Consider the following 18,687-nt stretch of genomic DNA (forward strand, 5'->3'; position numbering starts at 1 on the left):
TTCTTACTTATCATCGTCAAATAATGCTTTTTCATCTGATATTGTTAAATTCTCATCATCTATATCATCATAACTATCGTCTTCTATATCATCAAATAGTTCATCCGTTTCTGAAGTTTCTCTTTTACCAGCTCCACCATTTACAACATCTGAAGCAATATATTCATCTTCTTTTCCTTCTAAGTTGATAGATAAATCATCTACATCATCCATATTTTCCTTGATTTCTACTTCTGTAGCATCACTTCTAAGAATTTTAACATCAAGGGCTAAAGATTGTAATTCTTTTAATAATACTTTGAATGATTCTGGTATTCCTGGTTCTGGTATATTTTCACCTTTTATAATTGCTTCGTAAGTTTTTACACGTCCTACTACATCATCAGATTTTACTGTCAATATTTCTTGAAGTGTATAAGCAGCACCATATGCTTCTAATGCCCATACCTCCATCTCACCAAATCTCTGTCCACCAAATTGTGCTTTACCACCTAAAGGCTGTTGAGTTACTAATGAATAAGGTCCTGTTGATCTTGCATGAATCTTATCGTCAACTAAATGGTGAAGTTTAAGGTAATGCATATATCCTACAGTAACAGGATTATCAAAGTATTCTCCTGTTCTACCATCTTTCAAGTATATCTTACCATCTCTTGAAATTGGAACACCTGCCCACTCTTCACGGTGAGCTTTGTTTTCATCTAAATATTTTAGAACATCAGGTCGTAATAATTCTCCGTATTTAGAAGCAAATGTATCAAATTCTTCATTAACGTAATCATTAGCAAGCTCTAATGTATCCATGATATCGTCTTCGTTTGCTCCATCAAATACAGGTGTAGCAATCTTGAATCCAAGTGCTTTTGCAGCTAATCCTAAATGGACTTCTAGTACCTGTCCTATGTTCATACGGGATGGTACCCCTAATGGGTTAAGAACGATATCAAGTGGTCTACCGTTTGGCAAAAATGGCATATCTTCAACTGGTAAAATTCTAGAGATTACACCTTTGTTACCATGTCGTCCAGCCATCTTGTCACCAACTGAAATTTTTCTTTTTTGTGCTATATATGCTCTAACGGATTGATTTACTCCTGGTGGTAATTCATCTCCGTTCTCTCTTGTAAATACTTTTACATCAACTATAATACCAGTTTCTCCGTGTGGTACTCTTAGAGATGTGTCTCTAACTTCTCTGGCTTTTTCACCAAATATTGCTCTAAGAAGTCTTTCTTCTGCTGTTAGTTCGGTTTCACCTTTTGGTGTTACTTTACCTACTAATATATCGTTAGCACGTACTTCTGCTCCGATTCTTATGATACCTCTTTCATCTAGGTCTTTTAGAGCATCTTCTCCAACACCTGGTACATCTCTAGTAATCTCTTCAGGTCCAAGCTTAGTATCTCTTGCTTCTGCTTCGTATTCTTCTATATGAACTGATGTATAAACATCTTCTTTTACTAGATTTTCACTTAATAGAATAGCATCCTCAAAGTTATAACCTTCCCAAGTCATAAATCCGATTAAAGGATTTTTACCTAATGCTATTTCCCCGTGATCCGTTGATGGTCCGTCAGCTATGACTTCCAAGGCTTCAACTCTTTGACCTTTATTAACTATTGGTCTTTGGTTAATACATGTACCTTGGTTACTACGTGAAAACTTTTGTAGTTTGTAGATGTCTCGTTGTCCGTCATCTGTTTTAATAACTATTTTCTTGGATGCAACCCTTTCTACAACACCTTGTCGTCTAGCAATAATTACTACACCAGAGTCTATAGCTGCTTTATGCTCCATACCTGTACCTACAATTGAGGAATCTGTCATTAGTAATGGTACAGCTTGTCGTTGCATGTTAGATCCCATTAGCGCACGGTTGGCATCATCGTTTTCCAAGAATGGAATCATTGATGTTGCAACTGAGAATAACTGTTTTGGGGATACGTCCATTAAGTCAATGATGTTAGCATCCATCTCTAATATATCTTCTTTATGTCTACCTGTAACGTATTTGTGCAAGAAGTGGCCTTCTTCATCAAGTATTTCATTAGCTTGCGCTACTCTATAGTTTTCTTCTTCATCAGCTGTTACATAGATTACTTCATCTGTAACTACTGGAACTCCAGAAGATTTATCAATTTTTCTATAAGGTGCCTCAATAAATCCATATTCATTAATCCTTGCATAACAAGCTAAGGAGTTGATTAGTCCAATGTTAGGTCCTTCTGGTGTTTCTATAGGACACATTCTACCATAATGAGAGTGATGGACGTCACGAACCTCAAAACCTGCACGCTCTCTTGAAAGACCACCTGGTCCAAGAGCCGATAAACGTCTTTTATGAGTTAACTCAGCCAAAGGATTATTCTGGTCCATAAACTGTGACAACTGTGAACTACCAAAGAATTCTTTAATAGCTGCTGTAACAGGTCTAATATTTATTAGTGTCTGTGGTGATATTCCATCGCTATCTTGTATTGTCATTCTTTCTCTAACAACACGTTCTAGTCTAGACAAACCTATTCTAAACTGGTTTTGCAATAATTCACCTACGGCACGAATTCTTCTATTTCCTAAATGGTCAATGTCGTCTTTATTTCCTATACCATATTCTAAAGCAATGTTATAGTTAATTGAAGCTAATATATCTTCTTTAGTTATATGCTTAGGTATTAATTTGTGTATGTTTCTCTTAATAGCTTCTTTAATTTCTTCTATGTCATCGTATTCTTCTAATATTTCTTGTAATGCTTTGTAATATACTCTTTCATATACATCAAATTCTTTTGGATCTATATCTACATATTTAGTTATATCTACTGCTAGATTAGAGAGTACTTTTACTTTTCTGTCTTCAACAGTAACCCAAATATATGGTATAGCAGCATCTTGAATGTTATCTGCTATTTCTTCAGTAATTATGGTTCCAGCTTCTGCAATTACTTCACCAGTTGTTAAGTCAACAACTGATTCTGATAAAGGGAAGCCTTTAACTCTATTTTTTAGTGCTAATTTCTTATTAAATTTATATCGTCCTACTTTAGCCAAATCATATCTTCTAGGATCAAAAAACATTGTATTAATTAATGACTCAGCGCTTTCTACTGTTGGTGGTTCTCCCGGTCTTATACGCTTATAAATCTCAATTAATCCTTCTTCGTAAGACGTTGTTCCATCTTTTTCAATACTTGCAAGTATTTTAGGCTCTTCCCCGAATAAATCCACAATAGCTGCATCTGTTCCGATACCTAATGTTCTTATTAATACTGTTATTGGTACTTTTCTTGTTCTGTCAACGCGCACGTAAAAAATATCGTTAGAATCAGTTTCATATTCTAACCATGCACCTCTATTTGGAATTACTGTTGATGAGAATAATCTTTTACCAATCTTATCAAAATTAATTCCATAGTATATTCCAGGCGAACGAACTAATTGACTTACAATAACTCTCTCAGCACCATTAATAATAAATGTACCTGTTTCTGTCATTACAGGTAAGTCACCCATGAAAATTTCATGTTCATTAATTTCATCTTTTTCCTTATTAATCAGTCTGACTTTTACTTTTAACGGAGCTGCGTAAGTGGCATCTCTTTCTTTGCATTCTTCAATTGTGTACTTTAATTCTTTATTAAGTGAGAAGTCTATAAGTTCTAGTACCAAGTTCCCACTATAATCAGTAATAGGGGATATATCACGAAATACTTCCTTAAGTCCTTCTTTTAAAAACCATTGATAAGAGTTTTTTTGTACTTCTATTAAATTTGGCATGTCTAGGACTTCTTTTTTTCGGGAGTAACTCATTCTAAGGCCTCTCCCGATCTTCATAGGTCGAATTCTGTTTTTTTCCATGTACGTTTCACCCCTTGGCTAAATTTAAATTTATCTAAAAATACTATGATTTTTGGCTAAAAATTAATATAGTGCCAGTATCATCATGTATCATTAATCATCTTTTATATCATTGACATCTATTTAATTATTATTCATTTAGAATACTAAATGGTCTTATATCAGTTAAAATCAACTCTTTAGAGTTATTTTTCGGTTTCTATTATTTGTTAAGTTTTTTGTATACACGATTAATGAGCATACAACTCCACAATAATGCATTATCAAATGTTACCACACATTAGAATGTGTGTCAATAAGTTTTTGGATTTTTTTAGATTATTATTCTTCGAATTGAATTTGTACTTTTGAATGAATAAGTCTGTATCACTAGAAATTAATAAAAGCGACCTGAGCCGCAATTTAATTAGAATTAATGTAGAATAATAATTACACAATTTATTTACTTTTAAATTTTACTTCTTCTTATATAAAATAGTGACTTTTATAAATTTAGCCTCTAGCTTAGCTAGAGGCTTTAATTCATTATTATTTTAATGTTACAGATGCGCCTACTTCTTCTAACTTAGTTTTCATTTCTTCAGCTTGATCTTTAGCTACGCCTTCTTTAACATTTGTTGGAGCACCTTCAACTAATGCTTTTGCTTCTTTTAATCCTAAACCAGTAATCTCTCTTACTGCTTTGATTACTTTGATTTTTTGTGATCCTGCTGCTGTTAATTCAACATCAAAATCAGTTTTTTCTTCAGCTGCTGCTCCACCTGCTGCTCCAGGAGCTGCCATTACAACACCTGCTGCTGCTGATACACCAAATTCTTCTTCACACGCTGTTACTAATTCATTTAATTCTAATACTGATAATTCTTTAATAGCATCAATTATTTCTGCTGTAGTTAATTTTGCCATTATTATACACCTCCGAAATTTTTATATTATTCTTCTGTTTGTTCTTGGGCTTCTTCAACTTTTTCTTCTGCTTTATTAGCTGCTAATACTGCAGCTGTTTCAGCTCCTGTTTCTTCTGCCTTGTCAGCGATAGCTTTAACTGTACGAGCAAATGTTGAAATAGGTGATTGGAAGCTTCCAAGTAATTTAGCAAGTAATTCATCTCTTCCAGGTATTGAAGCTATTTTCTTAATACCTTCAACATCATAATAAGTTCCTTCTACAACACCAGCTTTAAAATCAAGATTTTTAAAGTCTTTTGCTGCATTTTTAAGTATTCTAGGTCCAGCTGTAGGATCTTCATAACTTATTGCAATAGCACTAGGACCTTCTAAATGATCTTTTAACTCTTCAAAATCTGTACCTTTGAAGGCAAAATTCATCATTGTGTTTTTGTAAACTTTATAAAGAACATTTCCTTCTCTAAGGTCTTTACGTAGTTTTGTATCCTCTTCAACTGTTAAACCTCGATAATCAACAAGCACTATAGATGATGCTCCATCAAGTTTTGATTTAATTTCATCTACTATTGTTTGCTTTAATTCTACATTTGGCATCCTGTACACCTCCTTAAATTCAAAGTTACAGTTCTTAGTACGATTCTCATCGTATTATATTTAGTAAAAACATTATGTTTTGTACTTAATAAATAAAACCTCTTTGCCCATAGACAAAGAGGTTAACAATTCATATCAATCAACAATCAGAAGTAATTTCTAAATTGTTATTGTTTACTTGTAATACCTCGGTAGGTGGTTATCCTTTACACTAAATAATAGTACCTACTGTCTACGGTTAAGTTATCTCCAAAGAGATTAACGTATTATTTAATTTTCCAACGTATTATAACATCTACTAAATAGCTTGTCAACTATTTTTCTACAGATATTTTATCTCCGTTGATTTTAACTCCAGGTCCCATTGTAGAAGTTATTGCAACACTTCTCAAATATTGACCTTTGGCAGCCGATGGCTTAGCCTTTATAATTGCGCTCATTAAAGTGTGGAAGTTGTCCATAATCTTTTCTGTTCCAAATGATACTTTTCCGATTGGAACGTGAATAATATTTGTTTTATCTAATCTATACTCAATTTTACCTGCTTTTATATCCTTAATAGCTTTTGCAACGTCCATTGTTACTGTTCCAGCTTTTGGATTTGGCATTAATCCTTTTGGACCAAGTATACGTCCAAGTCTACCTACAACTGCCATCATATCAGGTGTTGCTACTACAACATCAAAGTCTAACCAACCTTCATTTTGAATCTTAGGAATTAATTCATTCCCTCCAACAAAATCTGCTCCTGCTTCTTCTGCTTCTGTAATTTTCTCACCTTTAGCAAATACTAATACTCTAACTGATTTACCTGTTCCATGTGGAAGTACAACAGCTCCACGTACTTGTTGGTCAGCATGACGGCTGTCTACACCTAATTTAATATGACACTCAATAGTTTCGTCAAATTTAGCACTAGCTGTTTTTACAACAATGTCAGCTGCTTCTTGTGGATCGTATAGTGTTGTTCTATCGACTAATTTAGCAGCCTCTTTATATCTTTTTCCTCTTTTCATTTCATTAACCTCCTTGTGGTAATATCGGGAGCAACCCTCCCACAGTGTGAATTTTGTAGTAACACTGTCTATTCTACAACAATTCCCATGCTTCTTGCAGTTCCTGCAATCATACTCATAGCTGATTCAATAGAACTAGCATTTAAATCTTTCATTTTTAATTCTGCAATTTTTTGAACTTCTTCTTTAGAAATTGTAGCTACTTTTGTTTTATTAGGAACTCCTGAACCAGAGTCTATTTTACAAGCTTTTTTAAGTAATACAGCTGCTGGTGGAGTCTTAGTGATAAAACTAAAACTTCTATCTTGATATACAGTAATTACTACTGGAATAATCATTCCTGCTTGATCAGCTGTTTTAGCGTTAAATTCTTTTGTAAATTGCATTATGTTTACACCATGTTGTCCTAGTGCTGGACCTACTGGTGGTGCTGGTGTAGCTTTACCAGCTGGAATTTGTAATTTTATCATTCCTGTAACTTTCTTAGCCATTAAGGGCACCTCCTGAATTTTGTGGTATTTAACGGGATTTCCCTCCCACTAGCATGAACAAACGTAGTTCACACTATAAAACCATAATAAATTAAATTTTTTCCATTTTTGTAAAGTCTAATTCTACTGGTGTTTCTCTACCAAATATTGAAAGATTAACTATTACGGTACGTTTATGCTCATGAATTTCCTTAACAATACCTACAGATCCTTCAAAAGGTCCTTCAGTAACTTTAACGGAATCACCAGTCTCTACCTCAATGTTAACAACCTCAATATCAATACCCATATTTTTTATCTCTTCTTCAGATAATGGTACAGGTTTTGATCCAGGTCCAACAAATCCAGTAACACCTCTAGTGTTTCTTACAACGTACCAAGTATCGTCGTTCATGACCATCTTAATGATAACGTATCCTGGAAATGTTTTTTTCTCTACTTCTTTTTTATTTCCATTCTTTTCTTCTACAACTTTGTATAGTGGTACAATTACCTCTAATATTTGGTCATGTAATTTTCTGTTATCAACTAATTTTTCAATATTAGCTTTAACTTTGTTCTCATACCCTGAATAAGTATGCACAACAAACCATTTAGCTTCTTCTGCCATAGAACCATCCTTCTTTACTTATTTCACTTGGATTATAATAAAATTATAATCTCTACATACTTGAAGAGTATACCAATTTTTCTAATAAATATACCCTACTCCTGCTTGAAACAATAGGTCTATTACAGTAATTATAGCTCCAACCACTAATGAAACAAATATTACGGTAACTGTTTGTTTTGCTAATGTTGTTCTATCAGGCCATATGATTTTTTTAAATTCGCCTTTTAAACCTTTAAAAAAGCTTTTCTTTTTAACAACTTTGGCTTCACCCATGTTTTCACTTCCTTTGTGCAAATTATTGCAGAAAATTACTTAGTTTCTTTATGAAGAGTATGTTTTCTACAGAATCTGCAGTATTTTTTTGTTTCTTGTCTTTCTGGATGTAATCTTTTCTCTTTTGTTGTGTTGTAATTTCTTTGCTTGCATTCAGTACATTCTAAAGTTATTTTGACACGCACAACTTCCACCTCCACTTGTCTATAAGTTTAGAGAATTGCATATTATTTTACGGCATAAAAAAAAGAGCCCTACAAATATGCGTATATAATATATCATATTGTGGGTTCTACTGTCAAGGTTTTCGAAAGAATTTTATTATTATAGTAATATTTCTATGACCCTGAGCTTATTTTACTTTTTTTGATCCAAGAAGTAAGATTTATCTTTAAAAGAGTTATTCATGTTCTTATAATAGTTTGTTGCCGTTTTCTTACTCTTTTTGAAAGTTTTTATCTCTCTTTTTTTGTTATTGAAATGTTCTTCTATTATTACTTTATTCTTTTCTTCCAATACTTGTATATCAATACCTATTTCAGATACACTAGTTATTTTATTCTTTAGTAATTTTATTTTGTCTTTATATAGGTAAACATTTCCTTCAAGCTCTTTTGATACTCTATCAAATGTTGACTGAAAACCTGAGTCTAAAATCGCTATCTCGTCTATATATTTTTGCTTTTCAGCCATAAACTCATTAAATTCTTCTAGATCAAACTTATTATTATTAACGTATTCACTTTGTTTTCTAGTAACTTCATAGATGTTTCTGAGAACATCTGACTTCTTATCCAACGAATCTAATAATATATTAAGATAGGTGTTAATATCCAACATGCAAATACCTCTTTTCTACTTATATAAGTAAATGTTGATCAAGTTAATTAGAGCCTAATATCTATATTAGCTCCTATATGTGGATTGACTGATGTTTCTAGTGAAGCAGATTGTATAAGCTGATCCAACGCTTGTCCCTGCTGTTTTACCATATCCATACCCATCTTACTTAATGAAATATTAACTTGAGACATAATTTTCCCTTGTGACAAAGATGTTGATAGTGCTGCTATATCCATAGTATCACTTCACTCCTTTATTCTGTAACGTTAGTTGTGTCTTTATTTTTAGGAATCTTTGCAAGCTTCATAGCTTCTTTCCAAGTATCACGAAGTTCTCTTAGGAAACCTAAAACTTCTTCTAATACTTCTTTGTCTTTAGTTATATTTGCTTCTACTAGCCTATCATTTATGTAGTCATACATTTTTTTAAAACTTTCTGCTACTGGATATTTTTCATCTAATGTAATAACAAATTCTTCTATAATATCTTCCACTCTATTAATATAATTATGAGCTTTTTCTATTTCATTATTATCTAGAGATACTATAGCTTGATTGCAGAATTTTATTGCACCGTTATATAGCATTAGTGTTAGTTCTTGTGGGGAAGCCGTTAAGATCGAGTTATTTTGGTATTTGTTATATCCAGTATTTGTTATCATTGAGACCCTCCTCCTAACATTGATGCTAGTGATGCACTTTGGCTGTTCATCATTTGAATTGCTTTTTCCATGGCAGTGAATTGTCTGTAATATCTTTCTTCTATGTCAGCTAACTTGTCCTCTAATACAGTTATTCTATCTTTGTAATCATCTATTTGATTGTCCATTTGTTTATCATTAAAGAAAGTGAATGCACTACTTATCTCTGTTGATTTCATTTTTTCTTGCATTTTTGAGTACAGTTCATCCCCTATTGCATTTAATAAATCAGCTACTTGTTCTGGATCTTTCTCAATTGCTTCTTTTAATTTATTTGTTTTAGCAGCATATAGTGGATCATCTCCATCTCCATCAATATGTAAAAGACCTTTCTCAGTATAATTTCCTGTTACAATTCCTAAATCAGATAAAAATCGATATTCAAGACCTGATGTATCCACCCCACTACTACTTCCAACAATACTTCTCATGGAATCTACTAAACTAGTTAGAATATCATCTCTTCTTAATAATGAATCTTTAATCTTTTGTTCCCATAATTTTATATCATCTTCAGACATTGCTTGCTTTTCTTCTTGAGTAAGAGGTTCATATCCTACAACTCTATCCGCACCAAGTTTTTCATTAATTTCAACAATAATTTTATTATATTCAGTTATGAAATCTTTTACATTGTCATACATAGCTTGTGTATCTTGATTAACAGTTATATTAGCATCACCTTTTGCTTTTAAGGTTAGAGTAAGACCATTAACAGTTATTTCATTACTATCAGATACTAATTCTGTTTCATTGTAGGTAAATATAGAATTTTCTCCATCAGTACCTACTTTACCTTCTAATCCTAAGGCTTTAATTAAATCGGTATCTCCACCTACTTGAATCTTAACATCATCACCTTGATTCTTACTTGACATCATTACTCGGTCAAAATTACTATCAAATGAAATATTAACGTCTTCAACAGCTTTTTTAATATTATATACTATTTGAGCCATTGTATCATCTTTGCCTATAGTTATCTCTACTGGTGTTCCACCGTTTTTGGTTGTAATATTAATCTTTTTTTCAGTAGCTGCACCAAAATCCAATAATTCACTTATTTTAGTTGATGATTCTACATCTATGTCATTATTATCCTTATCTTTTGTTATTTTATCTCCTGTTAGGAAAGAACCCTTTGCAAGTTGAGTTATAGTAACTGTATGAGTTCCCTCTGCAGCGTTTACATTAGCTTTAGCAGAAATAATGGAGTCATTAGAAGATACTGTAGTCTTTTCCATGAATGTTCCTTTAGATCTTAAGTTATAAACTTGTTTAGTATAGAAAGAATATAGTTTTTTATTCATTTCTTTCCAGATATCTTTTCTCCATTCAAGTTTTGTCTTCTGTTTTTTTACTTTGTCTACCTTCATTCTTTCTGCTTTCATTAGTTCTTTTATAATTTTGTCTGTTTCAAGTCCTGAAGCTAATCCTGAAAATCTTACTGCCATATTAATCACTCCTTATCTTTTCTCATCAACAAAAATCCCAGCCATTTCCCATAACTTTGCAACCATATCTAATATTTTTTCAGATGGAATCTCTCTTATAACAGAATCATCTTCTGTATTAATTACTTTAACCATAATTTGTTTTGTTTTTTCATGTATAGAAAATTTTAATCTTCGGTCATATACTTTAAAGTGTTTATTAGCCTTTTCTATAGCTTCTATTACTTCATGTTCTTCAATTTGTTGTTTACTGTCAATATTTATTGGCACATCACGAGCAATTTCATCCTTAACTTTTTCTACTTTTACAGATGAACTGACTTCCTTTTTCATATCAACTTGAGAGTTTGAATTATACATATTTGCGGTATTACATTCAATTCTCATTATTAAAAACCTCCTTATTTAATGTTCTCATCTGTATAATATATCGTAAGTTTAATGTAATAACTTAACAGTTTTATCAGTTAATTGCATAGAAAAATATTTCGTCCTTAAGAAAAGTACTGTTTAAAGTTCTTTAATATATATTGGATTTGCTTATCTCCAATTCCTGGCCAAACTCCAATCCAAAAAGTATTCTTCATAATCATATCTGTGTTTTTCAATTCTGTAGCAACTCTATACTCCACTTTATTTTCTGTAAATAATGGTTGTTTTAATATATTACCCGCAAATAGCAATCTTGTACCAACTTTGTTCTCCTCTAAAAATTGTATAAGAGAATTTCTAGTATATTTATTATTCTCCTTAATCGTTATAGGAAATCCAAACCAACTTGGTTCAGTGTTCTTTGTAGGTTCTGGTAGAATTAAAAATCCATTTAGGTCTTTTAACCCTTCATATATTTTACAAAAATTATTTTTTCTCTTTTCAATAAATGCTGGTAATTTCTTTAGCTGTGATACACCTATAGCAGCTTGCATATCTGTAACCTTAAGATTATAGCCAAAATGAGAATATACATATTTGTGATCATATCCCATTGGAAGCTCTCCATGCTGTTGCGTAAATCTATGTCCACAACAATTATCCTTTCCTGGAGGACATATACAATCTCTTCCCCAATCTCTAATAGAACGAATTATATTATGTAACTGTATATCATTAGTAACTACAGCTCCTCCTTCACCCATTGTTATATGATGCGCAGGATAAAAGCTATATGTAGATATGTGTCCAAAGGTTCCTGTATATTTACCATCGTATTTAGAACCTAACGCATCACAATTATCTTCAATAATCCATAAATCATGTTTCTTTGCAAACTCAATTATCTTGTTTAAATCAAAAGGATTTCCTAATGTATGTGCTACAATTATGGCTCTTGTTTTTTCAGATAATGCTTTTTCTAAATCATTAACTTTAATATTATATGTTCTCAGTTCTACATCTACGAATACAGGAATTAATCCATTCTGTATAATTGGTGCTACAGTAGTTGGAAAACCCGCAGCAACAGTTATTACTTCATCACCCTTTTTTAATCTTCTCTTACCCAATTTATGTGAAGTCAGAGCTGATACAGCTAATAAATTTGCAGAGGAGCCAGAATTTACAAGAGATGTATATTTTACTCCTAAGAACTTAGATAATTCTTTTTCAAATTTATCTCCGTATCTTCCAGATGTTAACCACATATCAAGAGATGCATCAATTAAATTAGTTAAATCACACTCATCTACAACTTTTCCTGAAGCTGGTATATAAGTCTTCCCAGAAATAAACTCTGTTCTTTGTTGATCTTGTTTGTAATAATCTACAACCTTTTCAAATATTTGTGCTCTATCAATCATTTTCCTCACTCCATGTTAGCCCTTGTTTCTTTGCTTCTTTTTCATAATCTTCTATCTGTCTTAAAGTATATTCATATATATTTTTATTACCATTTACATAATAATGTTCATACCATTTAATTGTATATTCAAGAGCTTTATTTACTGTATACACAGGTCTCCATTTTAAATAAGTATTGACTTTACTTATATCAAGTTTTAAGAGATTTGCTTCATGGGGATTATCCCCTTTATCTATTTCTATAGTTCCCTTACCCCAAACGTCTATGGCAGATTTTAATATATCCTCTACAGTTAAAACATCACTATCTTTCGGTCCAAAATTCCAAGCACTACTATAAGTTTCTCTATTATCTAACATTAATGCTCCAATCCATAAGTATCCTGATAATGGTTCTAGGACGTGTTGCCAAGGTCTTGTAGCGTAAGGATTTCTTATTCTTATAGATTTATCTTTAGTGACTGCTCTAACAAAATCAGGTATTAATCTATCTTCTGCCCAATCACCACCACCAATTACATTTCCTGCTCTAGCAGTTGATAATGCTATACCTCTTTCATTAAAAAAACTATTTCTGTATGCAGATACAATAAGTTCTACGCAACCTTTACTAGAACTATAAGGATCATATCCACCCATAGAATCATTTTCTCGATATCCATAAGGCCATTCCTTATTTTCATAGCATTTATCTGTGGTGACCACAACTACTGATTTAACACTATCTGTATTTTTAGCAGCTTCTAGTAAATTAACTGTTCCCATGATATTTGTTTCATATGTTTCAATAGGGCATTTATAAGATTGTCTTACTAAAGGTTGAGCTGCTAAATGAAAAACTATATCTGGTTTATGTTTTTGAAATTGAGTTAGTAAAAAATTGTAGTCTCTAACATCACCTATTATATTTGTAATTTTATCTTCTAAATTACATATGTTAAACATAGATGGATTTGTCGCAGGCTCTAAGGAATATCCTATTACGTTTGCGCCTAATCTTTGAAGCCATATAGAGAGCCAAGTACCTTTAAAACCTGTTGCACCTGTTATAAGAACATTTTTATTCTTATAGTTGTTTTTAAAAACCATTAATTAATCGCTCCTTAAAAGCTTTTTAAAATCATCCATTGTCCTGATTCTATTACATCATTAAATTTTAATTTTATTACATCTTTTAATTCTTTCTGTTGTATTTTAATCGCTAATATTCCATCTTCAACAATGTTATTTTTTAACTTATCTAAAATCTTTAAAGGATTTTCATATGTTTCAAATTTACTTTCTATTATAATATACTTAAATTTTTCATTACTAAAAAAGCTATTTAAATCTTCAATAGAAGGTACATATTCTGCTATATCAGATACACCCTTCAAATCTTGAATATAACAATGTTCATCAGTTATATTATAAATTTTAACTTTTAAATTATGTACATTTTCTTTAATACTTTCTTTTACTTTAAGAGGATTACTTCCAATTCCGCAATTAATACCTAAAACATTTAAATCGTTAATTTCATTACAAGGTAAATATTTAAATAAATCTGGTTCCCAACAAAATCCAACTCCCCATGGATCTATTCCAAAAATTTCAAGGAACTCTTTTCTTCCATCTAAATAATAGGCATTAAATCCCTTATTACCATTATTATCTACATATTTTGATATATCATTTTTCAAAGTTATACTTCCAAAATGATAACAATATGCATCTTTTGCCAACATCATTTTATACCCATTTCGCCTTAATAAAAATGATAACTTGTCATCAGGGAATGACATATTTTTAAATGTGTGCAAATAACCTCCCCAACCTATACCATTCATAGAAAAAAAAACTTTACTTCTTTTTAAATCTATAGGATTACATAGCTTTGCTCTTTGCTCCCATCTAAATTTATCCCTTTTATTATTTTGTAATGCAAAATTATACATTTCGTCAATCGATTTATAATCTGAAAATATTTGTTGTAGATTGCTAATGTTAGGAGTACTTGGAACTACCCAAGCAATACTATTATCACTTTCCATACATGCAATCATGTTTTGTATTGTATTGTTGGCTATTAATACATCATTACTTACTGATAAAACATATTTTCCTTCTACAATTCTATAAACTGCACTTAATCCAACACCATTTTTACAAATATCAAGTTGTTTTGTAGGACTAATTGATTCAAAATATTCTTTTGTACCATCTGACGATCCATGATTTACAAGAATCAATTCATAGGTTAAACCTTTAGGAATATTTTTTAACAAACTATCTATACATAATTTTGTATAATCTAATTTATTGTATCCAGTAATAATTATAGAAATATCATATTTATATGATTGCATCTCCTCAGACCTATCAATAAATTTATTTGAACACATATTGATCATTTCATTAGAATAATAATCAATCATTTTAGTTTTATTTGGATAAATACAACTAAAAAAATAGAGTTTTAGCTTCATATCTATCAATAGAGGTATAACTTCAAATTCTATTTTTTCACTCATTCTAAGCGATCTTGATGTATATAATAATTTTAATCTATTGAAAGAATAAATAATATTTTCACACATAATATCCATCTTATATACATTTTCGCTATTTTTCAACATCAATATTTCATCATATATAGCATTTAATGAATCCACCATATCTTTAAAAATTATTTCAAACTCAAAATAATTGTGTTCAACATATACTTTATTTAGATATTCAGAGGCTTCAATTAAGGTATCAACAATTTCAAGTATTTTAGAAATTATTATTTTATTTTTAATCATGGCAACTCCTTATATAATTGTTTATTTTATTATTTTATATTCATTTCCAAAACAAAGGCAATAATATTTTTGATTTCTTGAATTCCTAAATAACTCTCTAGCTTCAATACAAGATGAATTACCTGTAGCAATAATACACACCTCATTATAATTATCTATTTGGTCTAATCTTTCTGATACCAAACCATGAAAATTAATATCTCTATATTTATCAAAAACTGCTACTAACTGTGCATTAGGAAAATTCTTTAAAATATATTCATAAACTAAATCAGTAATTTGTGTTACACCCCAGAATGCATATTTTATATTTTCTTTCTTATTCCAATATTTATCTGCATGTTTTTTTATATTTTCAGTATAAAAAAGTACATATTCTTTTTTATCTCTATTTTCATAAAAACTACTTATCATGTACAATTCATTATATTTACTATATGTTTCTTTAATACGCTTAGCTGAAGTTTCTAGAATACATTTTTTCATATCTTCAAAATTTATTGAAGCAGGATTCCAATTTATTTCTTCATATTCTTGTTCAGATTTAAAATCAATTAACTTTTCTATCCATGAAAAGGTGTAACTAAATTTATCTTTAACAAAAATTACTGGTATACCCATAGCCATGCATGGGGACGCACAATGAAGTCGTGAAGTTACAACTAAAGCAGCTTCCTCTTTATACTTATTTAATCTATTTTTAGTAAATTTATCTATTTTTATACCTTCAATAGAATTATCTATATTTCCATAATATTGATGTGTTAGATATTCTACATTATTTAATAAATCCTTAGGTATGTAGTTATATAAACTTTTAGGAATATCTACCAAAAATACTTTATTCATTTTTTCAGGATTGAATTCTCTTTTAGGAAATGTTGCTGTTAAACAACCATTTAAATATGCTGGGATGTTTACTTGTCTAAACAAGTTTAATGTATATTCATCTCTACATCCAATAGGAGCATATTGTCTCAAATATTCTAACTCTTCTTGTGAAAAATTAAGACTAATACAGCTTATACCAATAAACACAGGTATAATTTTCGGCGAAAATCTTAACTGTCTTTTTCCGTAATCAGAATTAAATAATATAAAATTCAAAGGTAAAATTACATATTCCCCTTCATAACTATCCAAATCATAATATTCAATTCTAATAATCTCTTCTTCTTTTATTCCCATATGTCTATATAAATTATCTACAGCCAATATTTGCATATAATCTCCAATGTTAATAACTCTTTCAGATTTAATACCCTTTTTGGAAGTATAAACATTTCCTCTGAAATGGTCTAGATTAGCATATCTCATATTGAATCTCCTTTAAAATATATATTATAAAAAACTACATTTTTTTATTTAAATTTATCAATAGAAACTCCCGTTAAGTCATCTTCTGGTTGATCTCTTAAAGGTATTTCACAATTTTTACAGCTATTATTTAAGTATCTTTTGTTTTCTAACTGCATTTTTCTAAATTCATATAGTTTCTTTCCATTCCATATTTCTTCTAATGTATTTTCCATTATATTACCTACCTTTGTTGCTCTTAGCCAATCTGCACAGCATACAACTACATCTCCATTACTTTTTACAGTTAAATGATCAAAAGGATATCTACATGGTTTGTATCTTTTAAAATAGTATAAATCATGAATATTTTTATTGACTTCTAAACTATTTTCACCATACAAGTTTTTTAAAACATCTTCACCAAAATTTGAATTCATTGGTTTATCTATAAAAACTTCATCTACAATATCTTGATAATTTTCTATAAATATCTTGTTTTCTTCATCATTATATGTATCAATAATTTTAGCTTGTATAAAAGGTTTAACAGAGTTAAGTTTATCTTTAATTTGTTTCAATTCACAAACATTATGTCTTATAGTTGATGGTGTTATATTTGATCTTGTAATGTGTTCATTTTTTTCTTTTATAACAGAATAAATAGAAATTCTTAGATAATCTAATCCATATTGAATCAATTCTTTAGATATTTGTTTATTTAACAAACTTCCATTAGTAGTAATTTCTATAACTTCACTTAAATTTTCTTCTTTAAGTTTTTTAACCATTTTACATATATTTTTATTTAATAAAGGCTCGCCCATTGAATATAATTTTATAACCTTCAATTTTGAATTTCCCCATTGTTTAAGGTCTTCTACAATTTTATTAAAACATTGATTATTCATATTCAATAACGGACCAGCCATTTTCTTATAATTTTCAGAACTATGATGGCACATAACACATTTAAAATTACATAAATTTGATGGTTCAATTGATATACAAAATGGTTTTTCCAAAGGTAAAACATCCTTTAATACAGTCCTATTATTTTTATACTTTGCCGAAAAAGGTTTTAATTCATTAGACATGTTATCATTCTCCTTTATTAATATCTAATACACTAATTGTTTGATTATATTTCTATGTTTATTTTGATGTAAAAAGAAATAATTTGTTTCTATTGTATTTTCATTAATAGTTTTTATTTGTTTTAATTGTTTATTTTTTATTATAAAACATTCATAATCTATGTCGCTAAAGAAATCTATTATTTTATTAGGGTGGTATCCAAATTTAGCAGACCACTTTCTTAACATTTCAGAAAAAATAACAGGTTTAAATCTTTTAATAGTATCTAAACCTCCTTGATATACAAACAGTTCAGAACCTTCAACATCACATTTAATGAAATCCAATTTTTTAATATTATTATCAGTTATGAATGTATCCATTTTTTTTACCTTACATTTAACTTTTTCTGTCAATTCATTTTGTCTTATATCTATAATAGAAGAGGCTCCTGATTCAATCTTATTATAAAAAAATTCTAATATTTTATCATCATTATAAAATCCTAAGTTATATATATTTTGCGTCATTAGACCATTAAGTTCTAAATTTCTTTTTAATTGGTTACAGGTTTTGTTAATAGGTTCGAATGAATACACCATACTATTTTTTATATTTTTCAAGATATTAATTGTATACCATCCTAAATTTGCTCCGACATCAAATATAACACTATTATCTTCAAGCATATTTATTATTTTTAATGATATTTCTAGTTCTTCTTGTTCATAATTTCCATTATTTAAAATACTAACTATAACTGCACCAGCATCCGTTTCATTTAACTTCATTTTTAATTCATGATTATAGTTATTTATCGTTATAATTACTTCTTCTTTACCAATATCTATATTTTGGACTATACTTGACTGTAATAATTTTGTATAATCTATTAATATTTCATGCATCTTAAATAACCTTTGGCTATATTGTTTTTTGTTTAATTTCCCATTATTATAATCTTCCATTATTTCTTGCAACATT

General features: G+C 29.9%; 19 protein-coding genes and 1 other annotated feature. All 19 genes read right to left on the reverse strand.

The window, feature by feature from the left end:
• Window positions 1-3: 3 nt before the first annotated feature.
• Window positions 4-3,855, reverse strand: coding sequence for a DNA-directed RNA polymerase subunit beta (rpoB, locus tag AACQ14_RS12680; RefSeq protein WP_339363951.1), 3,852 nt, complete (start codon window positions 3,853-3,855; stop codon window positions 4-6).
• Between the two features lie 528 nt (window positions 3,856-4,383).
• Window positions 4,384-4,761 (reverse strand): 50S ribosomal protein L7/L12, encoded by a 378-nt coding sequence (gene rplL / locus AACQ14_RS12685; RefSeq protein ID WP_113672549.1) that lies wholly within the window; start codon window positions 4,759-4,761, stop codon window positions 4,384-4,386.
• Between the two features lie 26 nt (window positions 4,762-4,787).
• Window positions 4,788-5,357: a 50S ribosomal protein L10 gene (gene rplJ, locus AACQ14_RS12690; RefSeq protein WP_339363952.1), complete on the reverse strand. Its 570-nt coding sequence runs from the start codon at window positions 5,355-5,357 to the stop codon at window positions 4,788-4,790.
• Between the two features lie 83 nt (window positions 5,358-5,440).
• Window positions 5,441-5,613 (reverse strand) — a sequence feature (ribosomal protein L10 leader region).
• A gap of 58 nt (window positions 5,614-5,671) precedes the next feature.
• On the reverse strand, window positions 5,672-6,373 hold the full coding sequence (rplA, locus tag AACQ14_RS12695) for a 50S ribosomal protein L1 (RefSeq protein WP_339363953.1): 702 nt from the start codon (window positions 6,371-6,373) through the stop codon (window positions 5,672-5,674).
• A 68-nt stretch (window positions 6,374-6,441) separates the two neighbouring features.
• Window positions 6,442-6,864: a 50S ribosomal protein L11 gene (gene rplK / locus AACQ14_RS12700; protein ID WP_113672552.1), complete on the reverse strand. Its 423-nt coding sequence runs from the start codon at window positions 6,862-6,864 to the stop codon at window positions 6,442-6,444.
• A gap of 91 nt (window positions 6,865-6,955) precedes the next feature.
• Window positions 6,956-7,474 carry a transcription termination/antitermination protein NusG gene (gene nusG, locus AACQ14_RS12705; protein WP_113672553.1) on the reverse strand — a complete coding sequence of 173 codons (519 nt, stop codon included), beginning with the start codon at window positions 7,472-7,474 and terminating at the stop codon, window positions 6,956-6,958.
• Between the two features lie 81 nt (window positions 7,475-7,555).
• Window positions 7,556-7,750: a preprotein translocase subunit SecE gene (gene secE / locus AACQ14_RS12710; RefSeq protein ID WP_339363954.1), complete on the reverse strand. Its 195-nt coding sequence runs from the start codon at window positions 7,748-7,750 to the stop codon at window positions 7,556-7,558.
• 35 nt (window positions 7,751-7,785) lie between these two features.
• Window positions 7,786-7,935, reverse strand: coding sequence for a 50S ribosomal protein L33 (gene rpmG, locus AACQ14_RS12715; protein WP_113672555.1), 150 nt, complete (start codon window positions 7,933-7,935; stop codon window positions 7,786-7,788).
• Between the two features lie 172 nt (window positions 7,936-8,107).
• Complete coding sequence (flgN, locus tag AACQ14_RS12720; RefSeq protein WP_339363955.1) at window positions 8,108-8,590, reverse strand: flagellar export chaperone FlgN; 483 nt, start codon at window positions 8,588-8,590, stop codon at window positions 8,108-8,110.
• 47 nt (window positions 8,591-8,637) lie between these two features.
• The gene (locus AACQ14_RS12725; RefSeq protein WP_113672557.1) at window positions 8,638-8,829 is read right to left on the reverse strand and encodes a YjfB family protein; all 192 of its coding nucleotides are present in this window, start codon (window positions 8,827-8,829) and stop codon (window positions 8,638-8,640) included.
• A 17-nt stretch (window positions 8,830-8,846) separates the two neighbouring features.
• On the reverse strand, window positions 8,847-9,254 hold the full coding sequence (gene fliS / locus AACQ14_RS12730; RefSeq protein ID WP_339363956.1) for a flagellar export chaperone FliS: 408 nt from the start codon (window positions 9,252-9,254) through the stop codon (window positions 8,847-8,849).
• On the reverse strand, window positions 9,251-10,747 hold the full coding sequence (gene fliD / locus AACQ14_RS12735) for a flagellar filament capping protein FliD (protein ID WP_339363957.1): 1,497 nt from the start codon (window positions 10,745-10,747) through the stop codon (window positions 9,251-9,253). The genes fliS and fliD overlap by 4 nt, the downstream gene beginning before the upstream one ends.
• A gap of 12 nt (window positions 10,748-10,759) precedes the next feature.
• The gene (locus AACQ14_RS12740) at window positions 10,760-11,134 is read right to left on the reverse strand and encodes a flagellar protein FlaG (RefSeq protein ID WP_339363958.1); all 375 of its coding nucleotides are present in this window, start codon (window positions 11,132-11,134) and stop codon (window positions 10,760-10,762) included.
• 107 nt (window positions 11,135-11,241) lie between these two features.
• On the reverse strand, window positions 11,242-12,543 hold the full coding sequence (rfbH, locus tag AACQ14_RS12745) for a lipopolysaccharide biosynthesis protein RfbH (RefSeq protein WP_339363959.1): 1,302 nt from the start codon (window positions 12,541-12,543) through the stop codon (window positions 11,242-11,244).
• Window positions 12,536-13,633: a CDP-glucose 4,6-dehydratase gene (gene rfbG / locus AACQ14_RS12750; RefSeq protein WP_339363960.1), complete on the reverse strand. Its 1,098-nt coding sequence runs from the start codon at window positions 13,631-13,633 to the stop codon at window positions 12,536-12,538. Before rfbG ends, rfbH begins: the two co-directional genes overlap by 8 nt.
• 14 nt (window positions 13,634-13,647) lie before the next feature.
• The gene (locus AACQ14_RS12755) at window positions 13,648-15,330 is read right to left on the reverse strand and encodes a glycosyltransferase family 2 protein (RefSeq protein ID WP_339363961.1); all 1,683 of its coding nucleotides are present in this window, start codon (window positions 15,328-15,330) and stop codon (window positions 13,648-13,650) included.
• Window positions 15,331-15,351: 21 nt separating this feature from the next.
• Window positions 15,352-16,647 (reverse strand): polysaccharide pyruvyl transferase family protein, encoded by a 1,296-nt coding sequence (locus AACQ14_RS12760; RefSeq protein ID WP_339363962.1) that lies wholly within the window; start codon window positions 16,645-16,647, stop codon window positions 15,352-15,354.
• A 44-nt stretch (window positions 16,648-16,691) separates the two neighbouring features.
• On the reverse strand, window positions 16,692-17,723 hold the full coding sequence (locus tag AACQ14_RS12765) for a radical SAM/SPASM domain-containing protein (protein WP_339363963.1): 1,032 nt from the start codon (window positions 17,721-17,723) through the stop codon (window positions 16,692-16,694).
• Window positions 17,724-17,747: 24 nt separating this feature from the next.
• Window positions 17,748-18,686 carry an FkbM family methyltransferase gene (locus AACQ14_RS12770; RefSeq protein WP_339363964.1) on the reverse strand — a complete coding sequence of 313 codons (939 nt, stop codon included), beginning with the start codon at window positions 18,684-18,686 and terminating at the stop codon, window positions 17,748-17,750.
• Window position 18,687 lies beyond the last annotated feature (1 nt).

It is taken from the genome of Vallitalea maricola (genome assembly GCF_036985595.1).
GTDB lineage: Bacteria > Bacillota > Clostridia > Lachnospirales > Vallitaleaceae > Vallitalea > Vallitalea maricola.